Source organism: Agrobacterium larrymoorei (assembly GCF_037722385.1).
Lineage (GTDB): Bacteria > Pseudomonadota > Alphaproteobacteria > Rhizobiales > Rhizobiaceae > Agrobacterium > Agrobacterium larrymoorei_C.
Map to the genome: position 1 here is coordinate 1 of NZ_JBBKAQ010000004.1, position 15,400 is coordinate 15,400.

Sequence of the window (15,400 nt, forward strand, 5' to 3'; positions counted from 1 at the left end):
CAGCCGCAGTCGGTCTACCGCAATGATACGTCCGGCCAGACGGCGGGACCTTGGGGTCGAAGCCCGGACGTGCAGCAGCCAAGCGGTCCATGGAGCCAGCAGTCATCCGGCTTCGGCCGCTCCGGTGGCGGTGGCGGCAGCTTCCTTCAAGGTGCACTTGGAACAGCCGCGGGTGTTGCCGGCGGCATGCTGCTTGCCAATTCGCTAAGCGGCATCTTCTCCAACCACATGGCGTCATCCGGTTGGGGTTCGCCCTTCTCCGGCGGCAACGCGCTTGGCAATGCGCCTGTCGAGGAAACGGTCATCAACAACTATTATGGTGACGACCAGCAGCAGTCCAATGCCGATAACAATGGCAACGACGTGCAGCAGGCCGACTATACGCTCGATGACAACGACACGGGCTATGACGACGGCAGCAACGACATGGACTTCGACTCAGGCGATGACAGCTCCTTCGTCTAAGTCTCGATCGGTTTGATCAGGAACTTCCGTTGGTGTGAGCACGAGAATCGAAGAAAACGCCATTTCGCGGCGGACCAACGGAGGCTCTTGGATCAGCTGTCAGCCGCGACCCCGATAGGTCGCCACCCCTTGATCCGGCAGCCAGACGCCCTCTGGCGCTGGCCCGGTCTGCCAGAACACATCGATGGGAATACCGCCACGCGGATACCAGTAAGCGCCGATGCGCAGCCACTTGGGCGCCAGCAGATCGACCAGCCGTTTTGCGATATAGATCGAGCAATCCTCGTGGAAAGCCCCGTGGTTGCGGAAGGAATGCAGGAATAGCTTCAGCGACTTTGATTCCACCAGAAAGTCACCGGGAATGTAGTCGATGACGATATGGGCGAAATCCGGCTGTCCCGTCATCGGGCAAAGCGAAGTGAATTCGGGCGCAGTGAACCGCACGACATAATCGGTTCCGGCATTGCCATTCGGCACACGCTCCAGAACAGCGCTCTCGGGATTTTCAGGGGCTGCGACCTGCGCGCCCAGCTGAGACAGGCCGGAAACATCCGTCACTGACATGGCTTAAACTCCTGGTTCTAAAACATTAACCCTGACGCCGTGCGCCTGTTCGCTTTCAGGCTCGACGTGGATGGCGAGTGTGGCCCCGGGTATCACGCCCCTTATGGCATCTTCAAGGCGGTCGCAAATCTCATGCGCCGCGCCCACCGACATGCTGGCGGGCACGACCACGTGGAAATCGATGAAGGCGGCAGACCCTGCCCGGCGCGTCTTCAAGTCGTGCACATTGAGAACGCCCGCGGAATGCTCCGCAATCGCCTTTTTGATAGCCTCATCCTCCTCCGGCTCCACCGCCTTGTCCATCAATCCGCTCAACGAATGGAGAATGACCTTGGAGCCCTGAATGAGAATGTTGATGGCAACGAGAATGGCGAGCAGCGGATCGAGGATTGCATAGCCGGTAACGATCGCCAAGACGAGACCGATCAGAACCCCGATCGAGGTTACGACATCCGACATGATATGATGGCCATCGGCGGTTAGCGCAGGCGACGCATGCTTGCGCCCGACGCGGATGAGAATGGTCGCCCAGACCGCGTTCAGCCCGCCGGCAAAGGCGTTGATCGCCAGACCCAGCACCGGTGCTTCCGGCAGGCGCGGCGTAAACAACCCATCCCAGGCTTCCCTGACGATCAACAAAGCGGCGACGACGATCAGCACACCCTCGACGACGGCGGATATATATTCCGCCTTGTGATGGCCGAACTGATGATCGTCGTCAGCCGGCTTCTGCGCATAGCGAATGACGAAGTAAGCGATGAAGGCCGCAACCACATTGACGGTCGATTCCAGCCCGTCGGATAGCAGCGCGACGGAGCCCGTGACCCACCATGCCGACAGTTTCAGTCCAAGCACGAGAAACGAAAACGGAATGCCCCAGAAAGCCAGCTTTCGGACGAGAGCGTTACCTTCAGCATTCATGACGAAACCCCGTGCAGATGCAAACGAATTGCAGAAATGACCCTTAAAACGCATGAACCGCCCGCACGAGGTTTCGTGCAGGCGGTTCGCTGTTGGCGCGTTCTATGATTTAATCTTGCCGGAGGGTCAAGCGCTTTCCGTCTCTTTGCGCTCGCAGAAACGGATGCGGTTGCCGAAGGGATCGGTCACTTCCAGCTGCATGCCCCACGGCAGCGGCTCGACGCCTGGCTTCATGTAAGTGTAGTCCTTAGCCACAAGCTCACGCTGATACGCTTCGACGCCAACGGTCTCCACAAAGATATTCGAGCCAGGCGTCGCGTCGCCATGATGTCCAGAGAGGTGAAGAACCAGGCCTGCGCGCGAAACCTGCATATAGAGCGGAAATTTTTCGCCGAAGCGATGTTCCCAATCCACCGAGAAGCCGAGGAAGTCGACGTAGAACTCGCGCGCCTTGGCCTCATCGAAAATACGAAGAATAGGGCAGACACGGGTGAAGCGGGTGGTGTGCGTTTCGTGCGGCATTGTAAATTCCCGTCTGATTGGCGCTCTATCTCAAACTTTGCTCAGTAGCAGCTTGATACCCACAAAACCGAAAAAGAGCGCAAGCGTTGTCTCAATCGAGCGCTTGGCCTTTTGGTAAATGCGGATAGCAGGCGCGGTAGAAAACAGCAGTGCATAGCCACAGAAGATCACCAAGCCTAGCACGGCGCAACCGCCGACGATGGCGGCGAGCGTGGCAGAACCCGCACCGGGTTTGAGGCCAAGCGACATGACGGCCAGCCATCCCAGAACCGCCTTGGGATTGGTCAGATGCAGCAAAAGGCCGCGACGATAGAGCTTTCCATAATCCGTCCTGCCACCACCAGCGACGCCAATCCCCGCCTGAGGCGCGTTGATGAAAGCGGATCGTGCGGACTTGTACGCCAAATACAAGAGATAAATCCCACCGGCGATCTTGATGACGAACAGTGCGTTGGCAAAGGAAGCGAGCACGGCGGAGAGGCCGGTTGCGGCAATCGCAGCCCAGGTCAGAGACCCGGTCATCACACCGAGCGCAAGCACCACAGCCGGCGCCCTGCCCTGGCTCATGGCAACGCCCATGATCGTCATGTTGCTCGGGCCAGGGCTCGCGGTCGCGATGATATAGGCGGCGTAGACGATCAGAAGTTGGTGGAGGTCGAGCATTGTGGCTGGCTTTCTTCGCGCAGGGCTTCAGGTGCTATGTCATCCGACTGGCGGTGTCGTGTCAATTCAGAGCGCGCCGAGGCGTTGAACGGTGGGGGCGTTTCTGCCCCCCGCCGCTACTCGATCTCCCCCTTAAGAGGGAGATGTCCGGCAGGACAGAGAGGGTGCAGCAACGTCGCTACCGGCTCGACTGTCGCTCATCGCTATCTGGCAACCTGAAGCGGCCTTTCGGAAAAACAACAGCCTCATTATGCAGGTGCAAGGACGTCGTTAAAAGCCAGGGCAACGGCGTCCACAAGCCCGTGCCGATCCCCGCTTGCCGAAGGGCTGCGGCCGTCCAGATGTTGCAGCCGACCAAGACGTTGAAAGACCCTTCCGCTTCGAAAAACGCATCGTCGGCACCATAAGACTGGCCAATGAGCGGAACCTCCCTCCCCTCCGGCCGTGAAAAGCTCGTAACAATAAAATCGAGCATTCTCGCATATCCAGCCGGTGAAAGGTCGACCGCCATAACACTCGGATCGGAGAGTGGGATATCGCCGGCAAGCGCCACATGCATCACTGACTGATCGACGGTAAAGCTCTTCAACACAGGCATGGGTTTAAGATCGGCCCACGTCGGCGTTTGCGTGTAGAAGGCCCGGCCACCCCAGCCGAAGACAATATAGCGAAGACCCGGGTGATCGATCTGGAGGTTGGCATCCCGCAGAAAGGCAAAGCGCACCAGAAGGTCTGCATCCACCGGCACGGCGATATCGGTGTGGATTGGATTGCTGAGCACCAGAATGCGACGAGAGGCGTCCGCAGGCAAAGCGTTATCGGCAAGGGCAGGCTGCCTCGGAACGATGGCGCCCAAAGCAATGCCAGCGACGACGAAAGCAACCGCGATAAATATATATTTGAGGATCTTCACCAGCGCTCACGCGATCAGGAGAAATGGCGGCGACCAAAGTCCCCGCCAGTCCATTCATCTCAAGCAGCCTTGGTCTTCGCCTTGCGAACCAGATGCGTCACCACATTCTCGATCATCCGCATACCGGCATCGCCGCCAAGCGTCATGATCGATTCCGGGTGGAACTGAACCGCAGCGACCGGCTCTTTCGTGTGCTCGATGCCCATGATCGTGCCGTCTTCGCTTTCAGCCGTGATCATGAAATCGCGGTGAAGCGTGGCAGGATCGGCAAAGATCGAGTGGTAACGACCAACAGTCACTTCCTTGCCGAGGCCGGAAAAGACGAGGCCCGGCTCCAGAACGCGGATGCGCGAGGGCTTGCCATGCATCGGGATCGCCAGTTGGCGAAGCTCACCGCCATAGGCTTCCGCCAGCGCCTGGAGCCCGAGGCACACACCGAAGATCGGCAGTTCGCGCGAACGCGCAGCCTTGATCGTCGCCTTGCAATCGAAATCGCCGGGGTTGCCTGGTCCGGGAGAGAGGACCACGAGATCCGGCTGGAACCGATCGAAGATTTCCGCCGGAACCGGAGTCCGGACGGTCGAGACCGTCGCCCCCGTCTGGCGGAAGTAATTCGCCAGCGTATGCACGAAACTGTCTTCGTGATCGACCAGCAGGATCTTCACGCCCGTTCCGACCTTGGCCGCATCGCGCTTGCCAACGGCAGAATTCTGGGCTTTTGCGTCGCGAATGGCTGCAATCATGGCCGATGCCTTCAGTTCGGTTTCCGCTTCTTCTTCCTGTGGAATGGAATCGTTGAGCAGCGTCGCCCCTGCCCGGACTTCCGCGATGCCATCCTTGATGCGGATGGTGCGCAGCGTCAGTCCCGTATTCATGTCGCCATTGAAGCCGACCATGCCGATAGCCCCACCGTACCAGGCACGTGGGCTCTTTTCATGGTTTTCGATGAAACGCATCGCCCAGAGCTTTGGCGCGCCGGTCACCGTCACGGCCCAGGCATGGCTGAGGAAGCCATCGAAGGCATCCATGTCGTCGCGAAGGCGTCCTTCGATGTGGTCGACAGTGTGGATGAGGCGCGAATACATCTCGATCTGGCGACGGCCGATGACCTTGACGGAACCCGGCTCGCACACACGGCTCTTGTCGTTGCGGTCGACATCCGAGCACATGGTGAGTTCGGATTCGTCCTTCTTCGAATTCAACAGCTTGAGGATCTGCTCGCTATCGGCAATCGGATCGTCGCCACGCTTGATGGTGCCCGAAATCGGGCAGGTTTCGATGCGGCGGCCCGACACGCGCACGAACATTTCTGGCGATGCGCCGACCAGATATTCCTGATGGCCGAGATTGATGAAGAAGGAATAGGGCGACGGATTGATTGCTTTCAGACGACGGGAAATCGCCGATGGATTGCTGTCGCAGCGCTCCATGAACTTTTGGCCCGGCACCACTTCGAAGAGATCACCGCGACGGAAACTCTCTTTCGCCTTGATCACCAGCTCGGAATACTCGCCAGGATGATGATCACCGCGCGGCGGGATGGTATCGGTGGTCTTGAACGGCTCCTGCGCAGTCTCCTCCGACTTGCCCTGCGTGGTCACTCCCGCCTTCTCGAAATCGTATCGGTCGATCCAGGCCTTTGCGGAGTAGTGATCCACCACCAGAATTTCATCCGGTAGGAAAAGCACCATGTCGCGCTGGTCTTCCGGGCGCTGCAGCGACAGCTTGATGGCATCGAACTGGAAGGCAAGATCATAGCCAAAGGCGCCGAAGAGCCCGATGGCCGAGTCCGCGCTGGAATAGAACAGGTCGACAATGGCACGAAGCGGCGTGAAAACGGTCGGGATCTTGGAGCGCTCTTCCTCGGTGAAGACCCGGTCCGGCTCGTTGACCGTCAGATCGAGACGGCGGGCGGTCAACGCACCCAGTGTCAAATCCGGCGTTGCTTTCAGCTTCTCAGCAATGAAGGAAAGCAGCACCTCGCCACGGCCGTTATAGGCTTCGATCCACATCTTCCGCCCGAAAGAGGAAATGCCAAGCGGCGGATCGATGATGGCGGTGTCCCAGCGCGTGTAGCGGCCAGGATACTCATAGTTGGACGAGAAGACCGCGCCCCGACGGGAATCGAGACCATCGACATAGCTGTCGATTGCTGTGGCATAATCGGCGGCGCGACGCGTGCGCGAGACCTTGATACCGCCCTTGGTCTCGTAAATTTCCGAACCGTCATCCTGAGTGATTGTAACCATTTGACTCGCAGTTCCCGTTTTTTAGACCCGTTGATGACCCGGCGGCAGAATAACAAAAAAGCCGCCTGAAATTTCGGGCGGCTTGGACGTGTCGTGTGAACATGACTGGTCGAAGGCCGCCTCAGCTGCCCCACCACCAGATCGCAATGTTCTTCGACGTTGTGTTCATGGCTGGAATTGTTAGCGGCAAGAGACGCCCTTGGCAAGCGGATTTGCAAGGCCTGCCTGAACCGGATCGCCCATTTGCGCGTTCTCACCTTCGCGCAATCATCTGCGCGGCAGGGGGCGAAAGATAACCATGTTTCATCGTGTCTTTATTCTGGCAGCGGCATCGATACTGATCGCTGCAGCCGAACCGCCAAAACAGGTTCCGGTTCCGGAAGCAAAACCTCAGCAGGAAGCGCCTGAACAGCCGACCTCACATGAAAAGACTGGGAAAGCGCAGGATCAGGTTTCACCGCCGGTAGAGAGCACAGTGCCAAAACCGCAGGAAAAGCCTGAGACGCCGAGCACTCAAGACGCGGCACCTGTTGATGGCAAGAAGCAGGATGAGAAGAAGTCTGAGGAAAGAAAGCCGGAAGCCGACAAAGCAGAGGAAGCCAAGCCCAGCGACGCAAAGCCGATTGATGCAACGCCTGCGCCAGAGAAGAAATCTGAAGAGCCCGCAGTCGAACCGGTGAAACAAGAGGATCCGGAAGAGCTGAAAGCCTGCCTGTCGCAACTGAAAGAACTCGGCGCCGAGTTCCGGGAGATCGAGCCGATCAAGGGCGAGGAAGAAGGCTGCGGCATCGCGTCTCCGCTGGAAATCACTGCAGTTCTACCCGGCATCAAACTCGAGCCAAAGGGAACGATGCGCTGCGAGGCAGCCCTTGCGCTTTCCCGCTGGACGAAGGATGTGGTCATCCCGACTGCCAAAATCGCCATGCCCGACCGTCAGGTCACGGCGTTTGGGAATGCCTCGACCTATATCTGCCGCAACCGCAACAGTGCGGCCACGGGCAAGATGTCCGAACACGCCAAGGGCAATGCAGTGGATATTGCCACCATGACCTTCGACAAGGGCGAACCGCTGGTGATGAAGCCGCGCGGCGAAGACGGTACCCTTGAGGGTGCCTTCCAGCGCACAATCACCACCGCTGCCTGCCTCTTCTTCCGCACTGTCCTATCGCCCGGAAGCGACGCCACCCATCAGGACCATCTGCATCTGGATGTGCTGGAGCGGAAGGGTGGGTATTTATACTGTCGATGAAGCGTAAAGGGCGGCCGAGGCCGCCCAACGCTCGCACAATGCGCTCAGAATGTCTTCGTTAGCGAAATTTTGAATGCGCGACCTGGTTCCGTGTAATAGGCGGTAGGCTGATTGACGGTCGTTTGGGCATCGGGGTTGATATCGCGCACTCCAACCGCGTTCCAGTAGGTTTTGTCGAAGATGTTATATACGCCGGCCTGAACCCGAAGTCCTTTAAGAGTCTCAGGCTCCCACCAGCCAGTTAAATTAGCGATACGGTAACCCGATGCTTCAAAGGTCTGAGGTTTTCCGTCGCTTCGCATTCCTCCAGCCGCAACCCCAGACAGCTCAGTCCCCCAGGTCTCTTGCTGGTACCCGATCCCAATGATGGCTTTGACGGGAGCGATTGTTCGTATGAATTCTCCGTTATTCTGATCTCGACCATAGGCATAGGCCAGCGATCCGTGAAGAAAGATGCCGTTATCGAATTCTTTGCGGCTAGAGACTTCGACACCGGAGATATGAACGCTCTCCCGGTTGGCCCAACTGTTGTAACCAAGCGGAAAATCAGCGGTAACACGTGAGGTTGTATCGATGAAATTGCGGTACCGATTATGAAAAACCGTGAGCTTTCCAGTCACATCACCGGAATCATAATTCGCACCAAGTTCAAATCCGTTACCAGTCTCATCCTTGAGGGTCGGGTTGCCGATTACGGTGTATCCTACGGCATTGTTGGTGAAGTTGCTGTAAAGCTCTGTCATTGTCGGCGCGCGGAAAGACATGGACCACTGCGCAAAGAGTTGTAAATCGGGCGTCAGTTCATAGGAGGCCAGCAGCTTTGGCGATAAGCGCGAACCGCTCTTGTCTGCTGGCAAACCGAAATAAGTGAACCCGGTGTTGCCGGTGAAGCCGGAGGAGTTTTTCGGACTATAGTCGTACCAATCGAAGCGGACGCCGGGGGTAAGCTTGAAACCACTGTTACCGAAAGCGATTTCATCATCCAAGTAGGCTCCTAGGCGGGCTCCCTCCACCTTGGGAACATCAGCCTGAGAGGCATTGGCCGCGCCGGTAATCGACGTCAAATATTGCTTGTAGTCGAAAATTTGCGCATTACCACCGAACCGAACGGTGTGGCGGTAGTCACCCGTGTCAAATGTTGAAACAGTGCCTCCGGTCACGCCAAAGGCGCTTTCCTCAGTCATGTTGTGACGTTCGTAGCGCGTCCCGTTGTTTCGATATCCGAACGATCCGGCTTCCTTCGTCAAACGCTGCCAGTAGGGCGTTAGGCTAGCCGCATCTATCAGTCCACCCGTCTCAGGTGCCTCGTAGCGGTAATCGATCGACACGCGATCACGCTTGGTCTCATCGTAGCCCCAGTAGTCGCCGGGTCGGAGTGAGGTTGCTGTAGCAGAAGATTGCAACGTCTTGAGGTCCGTATCAATGTCCTTATCGAACCGCTCGACCGTAAACCCGAGGATATGACCTCCCTCGACCTCCTGCCTAAGCTTAAACATCACGCTGCGCTGGTAGGTGTCGGAGGGATTTTTCTTAGTACGCAAAGTACCGATAATGTCGTCGTTACCTTTGCCCTCCAATTCGTGTCCGCGCTTGTAGCCACCTTGTAGCAGAACGGAAGTACCACCGACGCGTTTCGCAACAGCCGCTGAACCGCTGACGCTCCGATCTGCGCTATCGTAACCAGTCTTGGCGATGATACCCCAGTCCTTATCCAGACCTATAACATCGTCAGGTTCGAGTGTGTTGAGAACGATCGCGCCCGCCATTGCACCAGAACCAATCCGGCTGGAATCAGCACCGCGGACGATATCAATGGTCGAAAGCGAGGAGAAATCGAAGCTATCTGTACTGTCGCTGATGCCAGTGGTCGGGGAGGATGAACCACTTCGTGTGAGTGTCTCCAAATATGGAATAGGGATACCATCTATCAACGTTGCAATTCGCGCGCCGCCTAGGCCGCGGATGAAGGTGCCACCTGCCGCACCTGGCCGACTGGCGACGTAATCCACCCCCGGCTCCGTCGTATTGCCGAGATCGCGCAGATTGCTGATGTCCTTCTTGCGGATGTCTTCTGCCGTCGTCACGCTGGCAAGCGGCGTATCGGACGCTGCGTTGGCGGCCGGGTTGCCTGCCGCGGCACGCGCACCCTTGATGACGATGCGTTTCAGCACGGTGGGTTGTTGTCCGTCCTGCGGGGGCGCGGTCTGCGCCTGAGCGCTGACATTGTTGAACACGAGCGCAAGCGCTGTGCAGACGAACAAGGCGGATTGAGAACCGCGGATAAGCATGGTGACCCCCTGATATCGAACAGCGTGAGGCACGCGCGCTGGTGCGCGCTGCAGCCTGAGGCGAGCTCGACGGATATGTGCTGAAATGTGACGGCTGAGCCGCTCAGGGAGAATTAGAAAACATGATTATGTGAGTCAACATATAAATATGATTATAATAGTCATCATTTGACGCGGTCTGCATTGTTGCAAAATTGTGACGGCGCGCGCCGACCACCTCAGTCTCAAACCGCCCAAAGACACCGTGTGATAAACAGAATGTGCAACATGCCAAGCTCTTGAAGATCGTCTTCTTCCGCTTAAATCACCGCTTTACGACCACGCACATTATCTTAACGCGAGCCAGAGGCGCCCCTCTCAAATGAAATCACTTGAACTCATTATTGAACGAATCATTCTATCCAGCCGCTGGATCCTCGTCGTCTTCTATTTCGGGCTGGTCGCAGCACTTGCCGTTTACGCCTTTTCCTTCGCTCTGAAATTTCTGAAAATTGCCCAGAACGTTTTCGTCTACACCGACGCCGACATGATTCTCGCCATGCTTGCGCTTATCGACGCCGCACTGGTAGCAAGCCTCATCGTTATGGTGATGATTTCAGGCTATGAGAACTTCGTCAGCCGCTTCGATGAAGCTGGCGATGAGGTTTCCTTCCTCGGCAAGCTCGATGCGGGCAGCCTCAAGATCAAGGTCGCTTCCTCAATCGTAGCCATTTCGTCGATCCACCTTTTGCAGATCTTCCTCAACGCCAACCAGTATTCTGACAGCAAGCTGATGTGGTTCACCATCATCCACCTGGCTTTCGTCATCTCCGCGGTGATGCTGGGCTTTCTGGAAAAGCTGATGAACAAGCCGAAACCGGGCAAGGCCGATCTCGACCTCTGATCTCATCGCACTGAAGATTCTGACGGCTACTCACGACAAACAGATGCGCCTGCCCCGGTTTCGGGGCGCGCGATCGCAAATCGTAATTTCCCAAGCAAGATATTCAAACGATTAGAGAAACACCACACTAACCAAAATGGGGACTACTGGAAATTAGGGGTGGAAATTTGTTATCATTCGTATATTTCTTGATTTTCACATATAAACTCTATCGAATGTAATTAACATGACGACACTGGAACGGCAGTCGATATTTTGTAGAGACATCGCGGCCTCCAAAAGCCGTCCTGAGTGGCTGCAGACGATATCACGCCTCACCAAGACATTCGGCTTCACCCATACGACATTGATGAAAGTGCCGACGCAAGGCGATGATACGCTGGGTCCGGTCATTCTGGAGACCACGATACCGGTGGGCTTCATTCGCAGCGTCGACCAGCAACGCAAACTGCCTGACTGTCCTATCCTGGCAAAAATCGCGGACTCTTCGGTTCCGCAATACTGGTGCTTCGAGGATGATATTCCCATCCCGCCCTACAGCCAGGAGATCAAGGACTTGATGGTAAAGTATGGCATCATCAATGGTGTCATTGCCCCCATTAACTGCTTGAACGGTCGGCGCTACGTGCTGCGCTTCGAAGGACAATGTCCAAAGCCCAGTCAGAGCGTACTCAATGAACTGGGAATCGTCGCAATCCACGCCTTCGACGTCTATGATCGGATTCGCAAAGCCGAGCTGGTGGCGCCAAAAACGCTGACGAAGCGCGAGATTGAAGTCATTCGCTGGACCTCGCACGGCAAGACATCCTCCGAGATCGGACAAATCCTCTCGCTCTCGGACCATACGATCAATGCCTATCTGAACAATGCGATCAAGAAGATGGATTGCGTCAACCGTACCCAACTCGTGGCCAAGGCCATTCGCCTCAAGGTCATCAGCTGATCTTCGCCCGACCTTGGAACGATCTCACAGCTCGCGCTGGATTCTTCACGTCATTGCTCGATGCCGCGTGACGGCACAGAATAGCTGAACAGCTTCAAGAGGTGTTTCGAGCGCTCTGCAATCGGCTGCAGAGCGCCCTGCAATTTCGTAGTCAGCGATCCAGCACCGAGCGCAGCTCCACAAGGTTGGAGCGAACGCGAAGCACGTAGAATCCCATCGTCGCCAGATGCGAAGGCATGACCCAGCCACTCTCATCCCCATTGGAAATGATGAAGGGCTGTATGCGCAGCGCTGCACGTGTTTGGGCAAGCGTGTCGTTCCAAAGGCTGGTCACGTTGCGCTCGCGAATGACCTGCTGGAAATCGGCACCTGCAGCGGACAGGATGCCGTAATAGCCATAGAGTTGACCGTAAGCAAACCAGAAACGGTCATCCGCGCGGGTATCGAACCATCCGCCATTATAATTCTCGGAACGCTCGCGCAGGATTGCAGATGTGCCGCCGATATCATTGGCGATGCGGTCGATGAACTGGATCAGGTTATCCGCGCGCGTATCGAAGACAGACGCGCATTGACCGAGGCTGACATTGAACTTGCGCAGGCTTTCGGCCGCCGAACGATAGTAGCTTGGCGTCGGCGTCTTCGGGCCGAAGGGGCTCAAGCCGAAATACCATGAATACTCGTCATATTGCAGATTACCGCGGGCATTCTGCAGGTCGTTATTGATCCCCGACGTTCCGCGAACGCGACCGAGCGTATCGACAAGCTCGACTGCAGTACGGCGAACCGCCTGGTTCACGCCGCGCTGGAACGAGGCCTTGTTGTCCAGAAACGGCGTGCTGTCCCAGTCGATGCCGAAGAGGCCGAGCTTGTAGAGCAGCATCGATGAGATCCAGGCGTTCTGATCGACATTGAAATCAATCAGGCCGGCCGCGACATCCACGGTGGCCGACGGTTGGCAGCTTCGGGCCGCCGGCGCCGTAGCCACCGGGGCTGGCGCATTTGCAGTTCCTTCGGTCGTTGACTGAGCTGCGGTCTGCGTTCCGGTTTGCGCCTGTGGCAGGGACGCTGGCGTGGCTGGCAGCTCCTGACCGGCTCCGACGGTGCGGGTCGAAAGCTTATAGTCGTCGACATAATCAGGATTGAAATTCGTCCAGACCTGGGTCTGCCAAATGAAGTAGCCATAGAGAGCAAAGAGAAGCACGAGCCCGACAGCAAGCGGTGCCTGTATCATCCACGTCCGCTCGCCCGCATATCCTCGCCTGGCGCGAAACGGCCAGATCAGCGCCGCGCCAAGAACCGAGAGGCCTCGTCCAAGCGCGCTGAAAACACGTCTGAAGAACGCCGAAACGGAATCAAGCATGCTCACCTCTCTCGATTGTCAGTCACCGGCCAACTCTATTGCTGAGTGAAGCTCCGTTCTCAGATAGGTGCGCGCGACATGGATACAACGCGGCACAGGTATCTTTTTACCGTTAAGCGCGTTCAATTCCCACGACGCGCGCTCGCTCTGTTCTGTAGCGACGAGCAAAGGCGTTGGTGACGGGCTGCTTCCGCTTGTCGATATCATCCAGCGTGATGGCGTTGTGCGCATGAATCTTGAGAAGATCGAGAAGATGCGGATGGAGAGAAGCCTCCCTCTCGCCGACCTCCCGCATCAACCCGTCAAGCGTCATGGTGATGGCGCCGTAGAGTTGAATGGCGCGCTCCATCTCCAGCGACAGCATGTTATAGAGCACGGCGTGGGCCGACAGCCGCTGCGTCGCATCTTGGGAGAGTGATTCCTGCAGCAGGATCTGCTCCTCCAGCCTTTGGTGACGGGCTCTTAAAATCTGATAGGATTTGTCCTGTTCTTCCAACTCCAGCGACAGGCTTTCGCGCTCGGTCTCTAGCGAAGCGCGGCGCTTGTCGTCGGTAACGCTGCCGAGCTTCCACTGCGTGGTTGCCAGCGACGCATTGATTTCCTTCAACCGCTGACGCCCTGCCTCGATCTCGGCTGACAATTGGCGACGCTTTTCCATGATCGCCAGCAACGGCGCTTCACATGTCTCGTGAAGCTTCGAAGCAGCCGCTTTCTCATCCGCTAAAAGCGTGGCCACATCATCGGCAAGAAAAAGCAACCGCTTCAAGGCCTCGACGATCGCGAGCTTCTTTGCCCGTTCGGCCTGATGTCTCTTGGCGTTGTTGCGCGAGAAGAATGCGATGATATTTTCGTAACGCGTCCGCTCGCTGGCGGCATCGAAACGCTCGAAGCATCTTTCGATATCGCCGGAGATGTAGAGGGCCAGATTGGCAAGAACCTTCTCGACTTCGTCGTGGCGCGCCAGAACAGAATCAAGCGCCTGACGCTCGCGATCATGACTGGTGTCTGCCTCATCTGTGTCCGAGATCGTCGAGAACTGTTGGAGGAGGCTGGTCTCGGCTGCACGTGCCTCAGCGATTGCAGCCTTTGCCTTTTCAATCTCGCTCTCAAGTGGCGGCGTCTTCGCCATGACTGCTTCTCTCCCGAATCGACTGCGCCCAAGGCCGCACGTTTCATATATCCACGAACGGCCTTATCTCAATGCGAGAGCATGAAGGAAGAAGCGCTCAGAGATTGAGCTTTGCCAGTTCAGCATCCAGCCGTTCACGCGCCTTCTTCGGCATCTTGCCCGCCTTTACCGCATCGAGATTGGCAGGTTGATCGCCAACGACCACAAGCGCCACCATGCCCATGCCAAAATGCGGCGTGCATTTGAAGACGTAGGCGCCTTCCTTATTGACCGTGAATTTCAGCGTCTCGTTCATCTTCCCCTTGGCTTCAGCAACGCCGTCCGGCATGAGTTCCTTGATCGACGCCGCATCGTGACCCTTGTCGACGGGAACGAAGGTTATGACGTCGCCCACACTCGCCTTCACGGCTGCCGGCTCGAACACCATCGCCTGGCCATCCGTGCCCTTGTTCAGCATCTTGATCTCGATTTCGGCAGCAGCAGCTGGAAAGGTGAAGAAGCCGGCAACAGCGGCAGCGGTGAGAAGACGAAGAACGTGACTGTGCATTGTGCTTACTCCTGAAGTGGAACCGCCTGTTGCGGTCTGTCCAAGACAGGTCCTACCCTCTCACGCGCCTGGCTTCTTTGACCAAAATCAAACGAAGCCGAGCAGATCACACTCACGCCTCCTGAACGGCTTCCACCCAGTGGCGACGGCAGAAAGAGACGTATTTTTCGTTGCCGCCGACATCGATCTGCGCGCCTTCCTTCACGACCTTACCGCTTTCATCGAAGCGCGCCACCATGGTTGCCTTTCGCCCGCAATGGCAGATGGTGCGGATTTCCCGAAGCTCGTCGGCAATCGCCAGCAACTCCTTGGACGCAGGGAAAAGTTTGCCCTGAAAATCGGTGCGCAAGCCATAGGTCATTACCGGAATGCTCAGCTTGTCGGCAATCATGGCCAGCTGCCAAACATGATGTTCGGAGAGAAAATTCGCTTCGTCGATAAAGACGCAGGCAACCGGCTCTTCCGCATGCAGCCGGGCCACCTCGGCAAAAATATCCGTGCTGTCTTCAAAAATCATCGCATCCGAAGACAGCCCGATGCGTGAGGCTACCTTCCCCACCCCTGCCCTGTTATCGAAGGCAGCCGTAAAGATCAGCGTGCGCATGCCACGCTCCTGATAATTATAGGACGCCTGCAAGAGCATGGTCGATTTTCCGGCATTCATCGCCGAGTAATTGAAATAGAGCTTGGCCATCATACTC

At 56.9% G+C, this 15,400-nt stretch carries 15 protein-coding genes; 4 read left to right on the forward strand and 11 right to left on the reverse strand.

What is annotated here, in order from left to right:
- Window positions 1–465 (forward strand): DUF2076 domain-containing protein (locus WKI41_RS08090; protein WP_340192989.1); only part of this gene is annotated, 465 nt, incomplete at its 5' end.
- Window positions 466–564: 99 nt separating this feature from the next.
- On the opposite strand, the gene queF is transcribed toward WKI41_RS08090, so the two are convergent.
- The 6 genes from queF to WKI41_RS08120 all read right to left on the reverse strand — a co-directional run bounded on the left by queF (window position 565) and on the right by WKI41_RS08120 (window position 6,297).
- Complete coding sequence (gene queF, locus WKI41_RS08095; RefSeq protein WP_062426350.1) at window positions 565–1,029, reverse strand: preQ(1) synthase; 465 nt, start codon at window positions 1,027–1,029, stop codon at window positions 565–567.
- 3 nt (window positions 1,030–1,032) lie between these two features.
- Window positions 1,033–1,950: a cation diffusion facilitator family transporter gene (locus WKI41_RS08100; protein ID WP_340192990.1), complete on the reverse strand. Its 918-nt coding sequence runs from the start codon at window positions 1,948–1,950 to the stop codon at window positions 1,033–1,035.
- Window positions 1,951–2,076: 126 nt separating this feature from the next.
- Window positions 2,077–2,472, reverse strand: coding sequence for a glyoxalase superfamily protein (locus WKI41_RS08105; protein WP_340192991.1), 396 nt, complete (start codon window positions 2,470–2,472; stop codon window positions 2,077–2,079).
- A 30-nt stretch (window positions 2,473–2,502) separates the two neighbouring features.
- On the reverse strand, window positions 2,503–3,135 hold the full coding sequence (locus tag WKI41_RS08110; protein ID WP_340192992.1) for a LysE family translocator: 633 nt from the start codon (window positions 3,133–3,135) through the stop codon (window positions 2,503–2,505).
- A 178-nt stretch (window positions 3,136–3,313) separates the two neighbouring features.
- Window positions 3,314–4,048 carry a TIGR02117 family protein gene (locus tag WKI41_RS08115; protein WP_340192993.1) on the reverse strand — a complete coding sequence of 245 codons (735 nt, stop codon included), beginning with the start codon at window positions 4,046–4,048 and terminating at the stop codon, window positions 3,314–3,316.
- A 59-nt stretch (window positions 4,049–4,107) separates the two neighbouring features.
- Window positions 4,108–6,297, reverse strand: a complete 2,190-nt coding sequence (locus tag WKI41_RS08120; protein ID WP_340192994.1) for an anthranilate synthase — start codon at window positions 6,295–6,297, stop codon at window positions 4,108–4,110.
- A 298-nt stretch (window positions 6,298–6,595) separates the two neighbouring features.
- On the opposite strand from WKI41_RS08120, the gene WKI41_RS08125 reads away from it, so the two are divergent.
- On the forward strand, window positions 6,596–7,546 hold the full coding sequence (locus WKI41_RS08125) for an extensin family protein (RefSeq protein ID WP_340192995.1): 951 nt from the start codon (window positions 6,596–6,598) through the stop codon (window positions 7,544–7,546).
- Window positions 7,547–7,590: 44 nt separating this feature from the next.
- On the opposite strand, the gene WKI41_RS08130 is transcribed toward WKI41_RS08125, so the two are convergent.
- Window positions 7,591–9,834, reverse strand: coding sequence for a TonB-dependent hemoglobin/transferrin/lactoferrin family receptor (locus tag WKI41_RS08130; protein ID WP_340192996.1), 2,244 nt, complete (start codon window positions 9,832–9,834; stop codon window positions 7,591–7,593).
- A 361-nt stretch (window positions 9,835–10,195) separates the two neighbouring features.
- Between WKI41_RS08130 and WKI41_RS08135 the strand changes: the two genes are divergently transcribed.
- Window positions 10,196–10,717 (forward strand): TIGR00645 family protein, encoded by a 522-nt coding sequence (locus WKI41_RS08135; protein ID WP_340192997.1) that lies wholly within the window; start codon window positions 10,196–10,198, stop codon window positions 10,715–10,717.
- Between the two features lie 226 nt (window positions 10,718–10,943).
- A complete protein-coding gene (locus WKI41_RS08140; protein WP_340192998.1) occupies window positions 10,944–11,660 on the forward strand; it encodes a helix-turn-helix transcriptional regulator in 717 nt (238 codons plus the stop codon).
- A gap of 151 nt (window positions 11,661–11,811) precedes the next feature.
- Here WKI41_RS08140 and WKI41_RS08145 read toward each other — a convergent pair whose 3' ends face one another.
- The 4 genes from WKI41_RS08145 to WKI41_RS08160 all read right to left on the reverse strand — a co-directional run bounded on the left by WKI41_RS08145 (window position 11,812) and on the right by WKI41_RS08160 (window position 15,393).
- Window positions 11,812–13,023, reverse strand: coding sequence for a DUF2333 family protein (locus WKI41_RS08145; RefSeq protein WP_340192999.1), 1,212 nt, complete (start codon window positions 13,021–13,023; stop codon window positions 11,812–11,814).
- A 112-nt stretch (window positions 13,024–13,135) separates the two neighbouring features.
- Window positions 13,136–14,152, reverse strand: coding sequence for a hypothetical protein (locus WKI41_RS08150; RefSeq protein WP_340193000.1), 1,017 nt, complete (start codon window positions 14,150–14,152; stop codon window positions 13,136–13,138).
- A 97-nt stretch (window positions 14,153–14,249) separates the two neighbouring features.
- Entirely contained in the window at window positions 14,250–14,699 is a 450-nt protein-coding gene (locus WKI41_RS08155) for a pseudoazurin (RefSeq protein WP_340193001.1), read from the reverse strand.
- 112 nt (window positions 14,700–14,811) lie between these two features.
- A complete protein-coding gene (locus WKI41_RS08160) occupies window positions 14,812–15,393 on the reverse strand; it encodes a thymidine kinase (protein WP_340193002.1) in 582 nt (193 codons plus the stop codon).
- Window positions 15,394–15,400 lie beyond the last annotated feature (7 nt).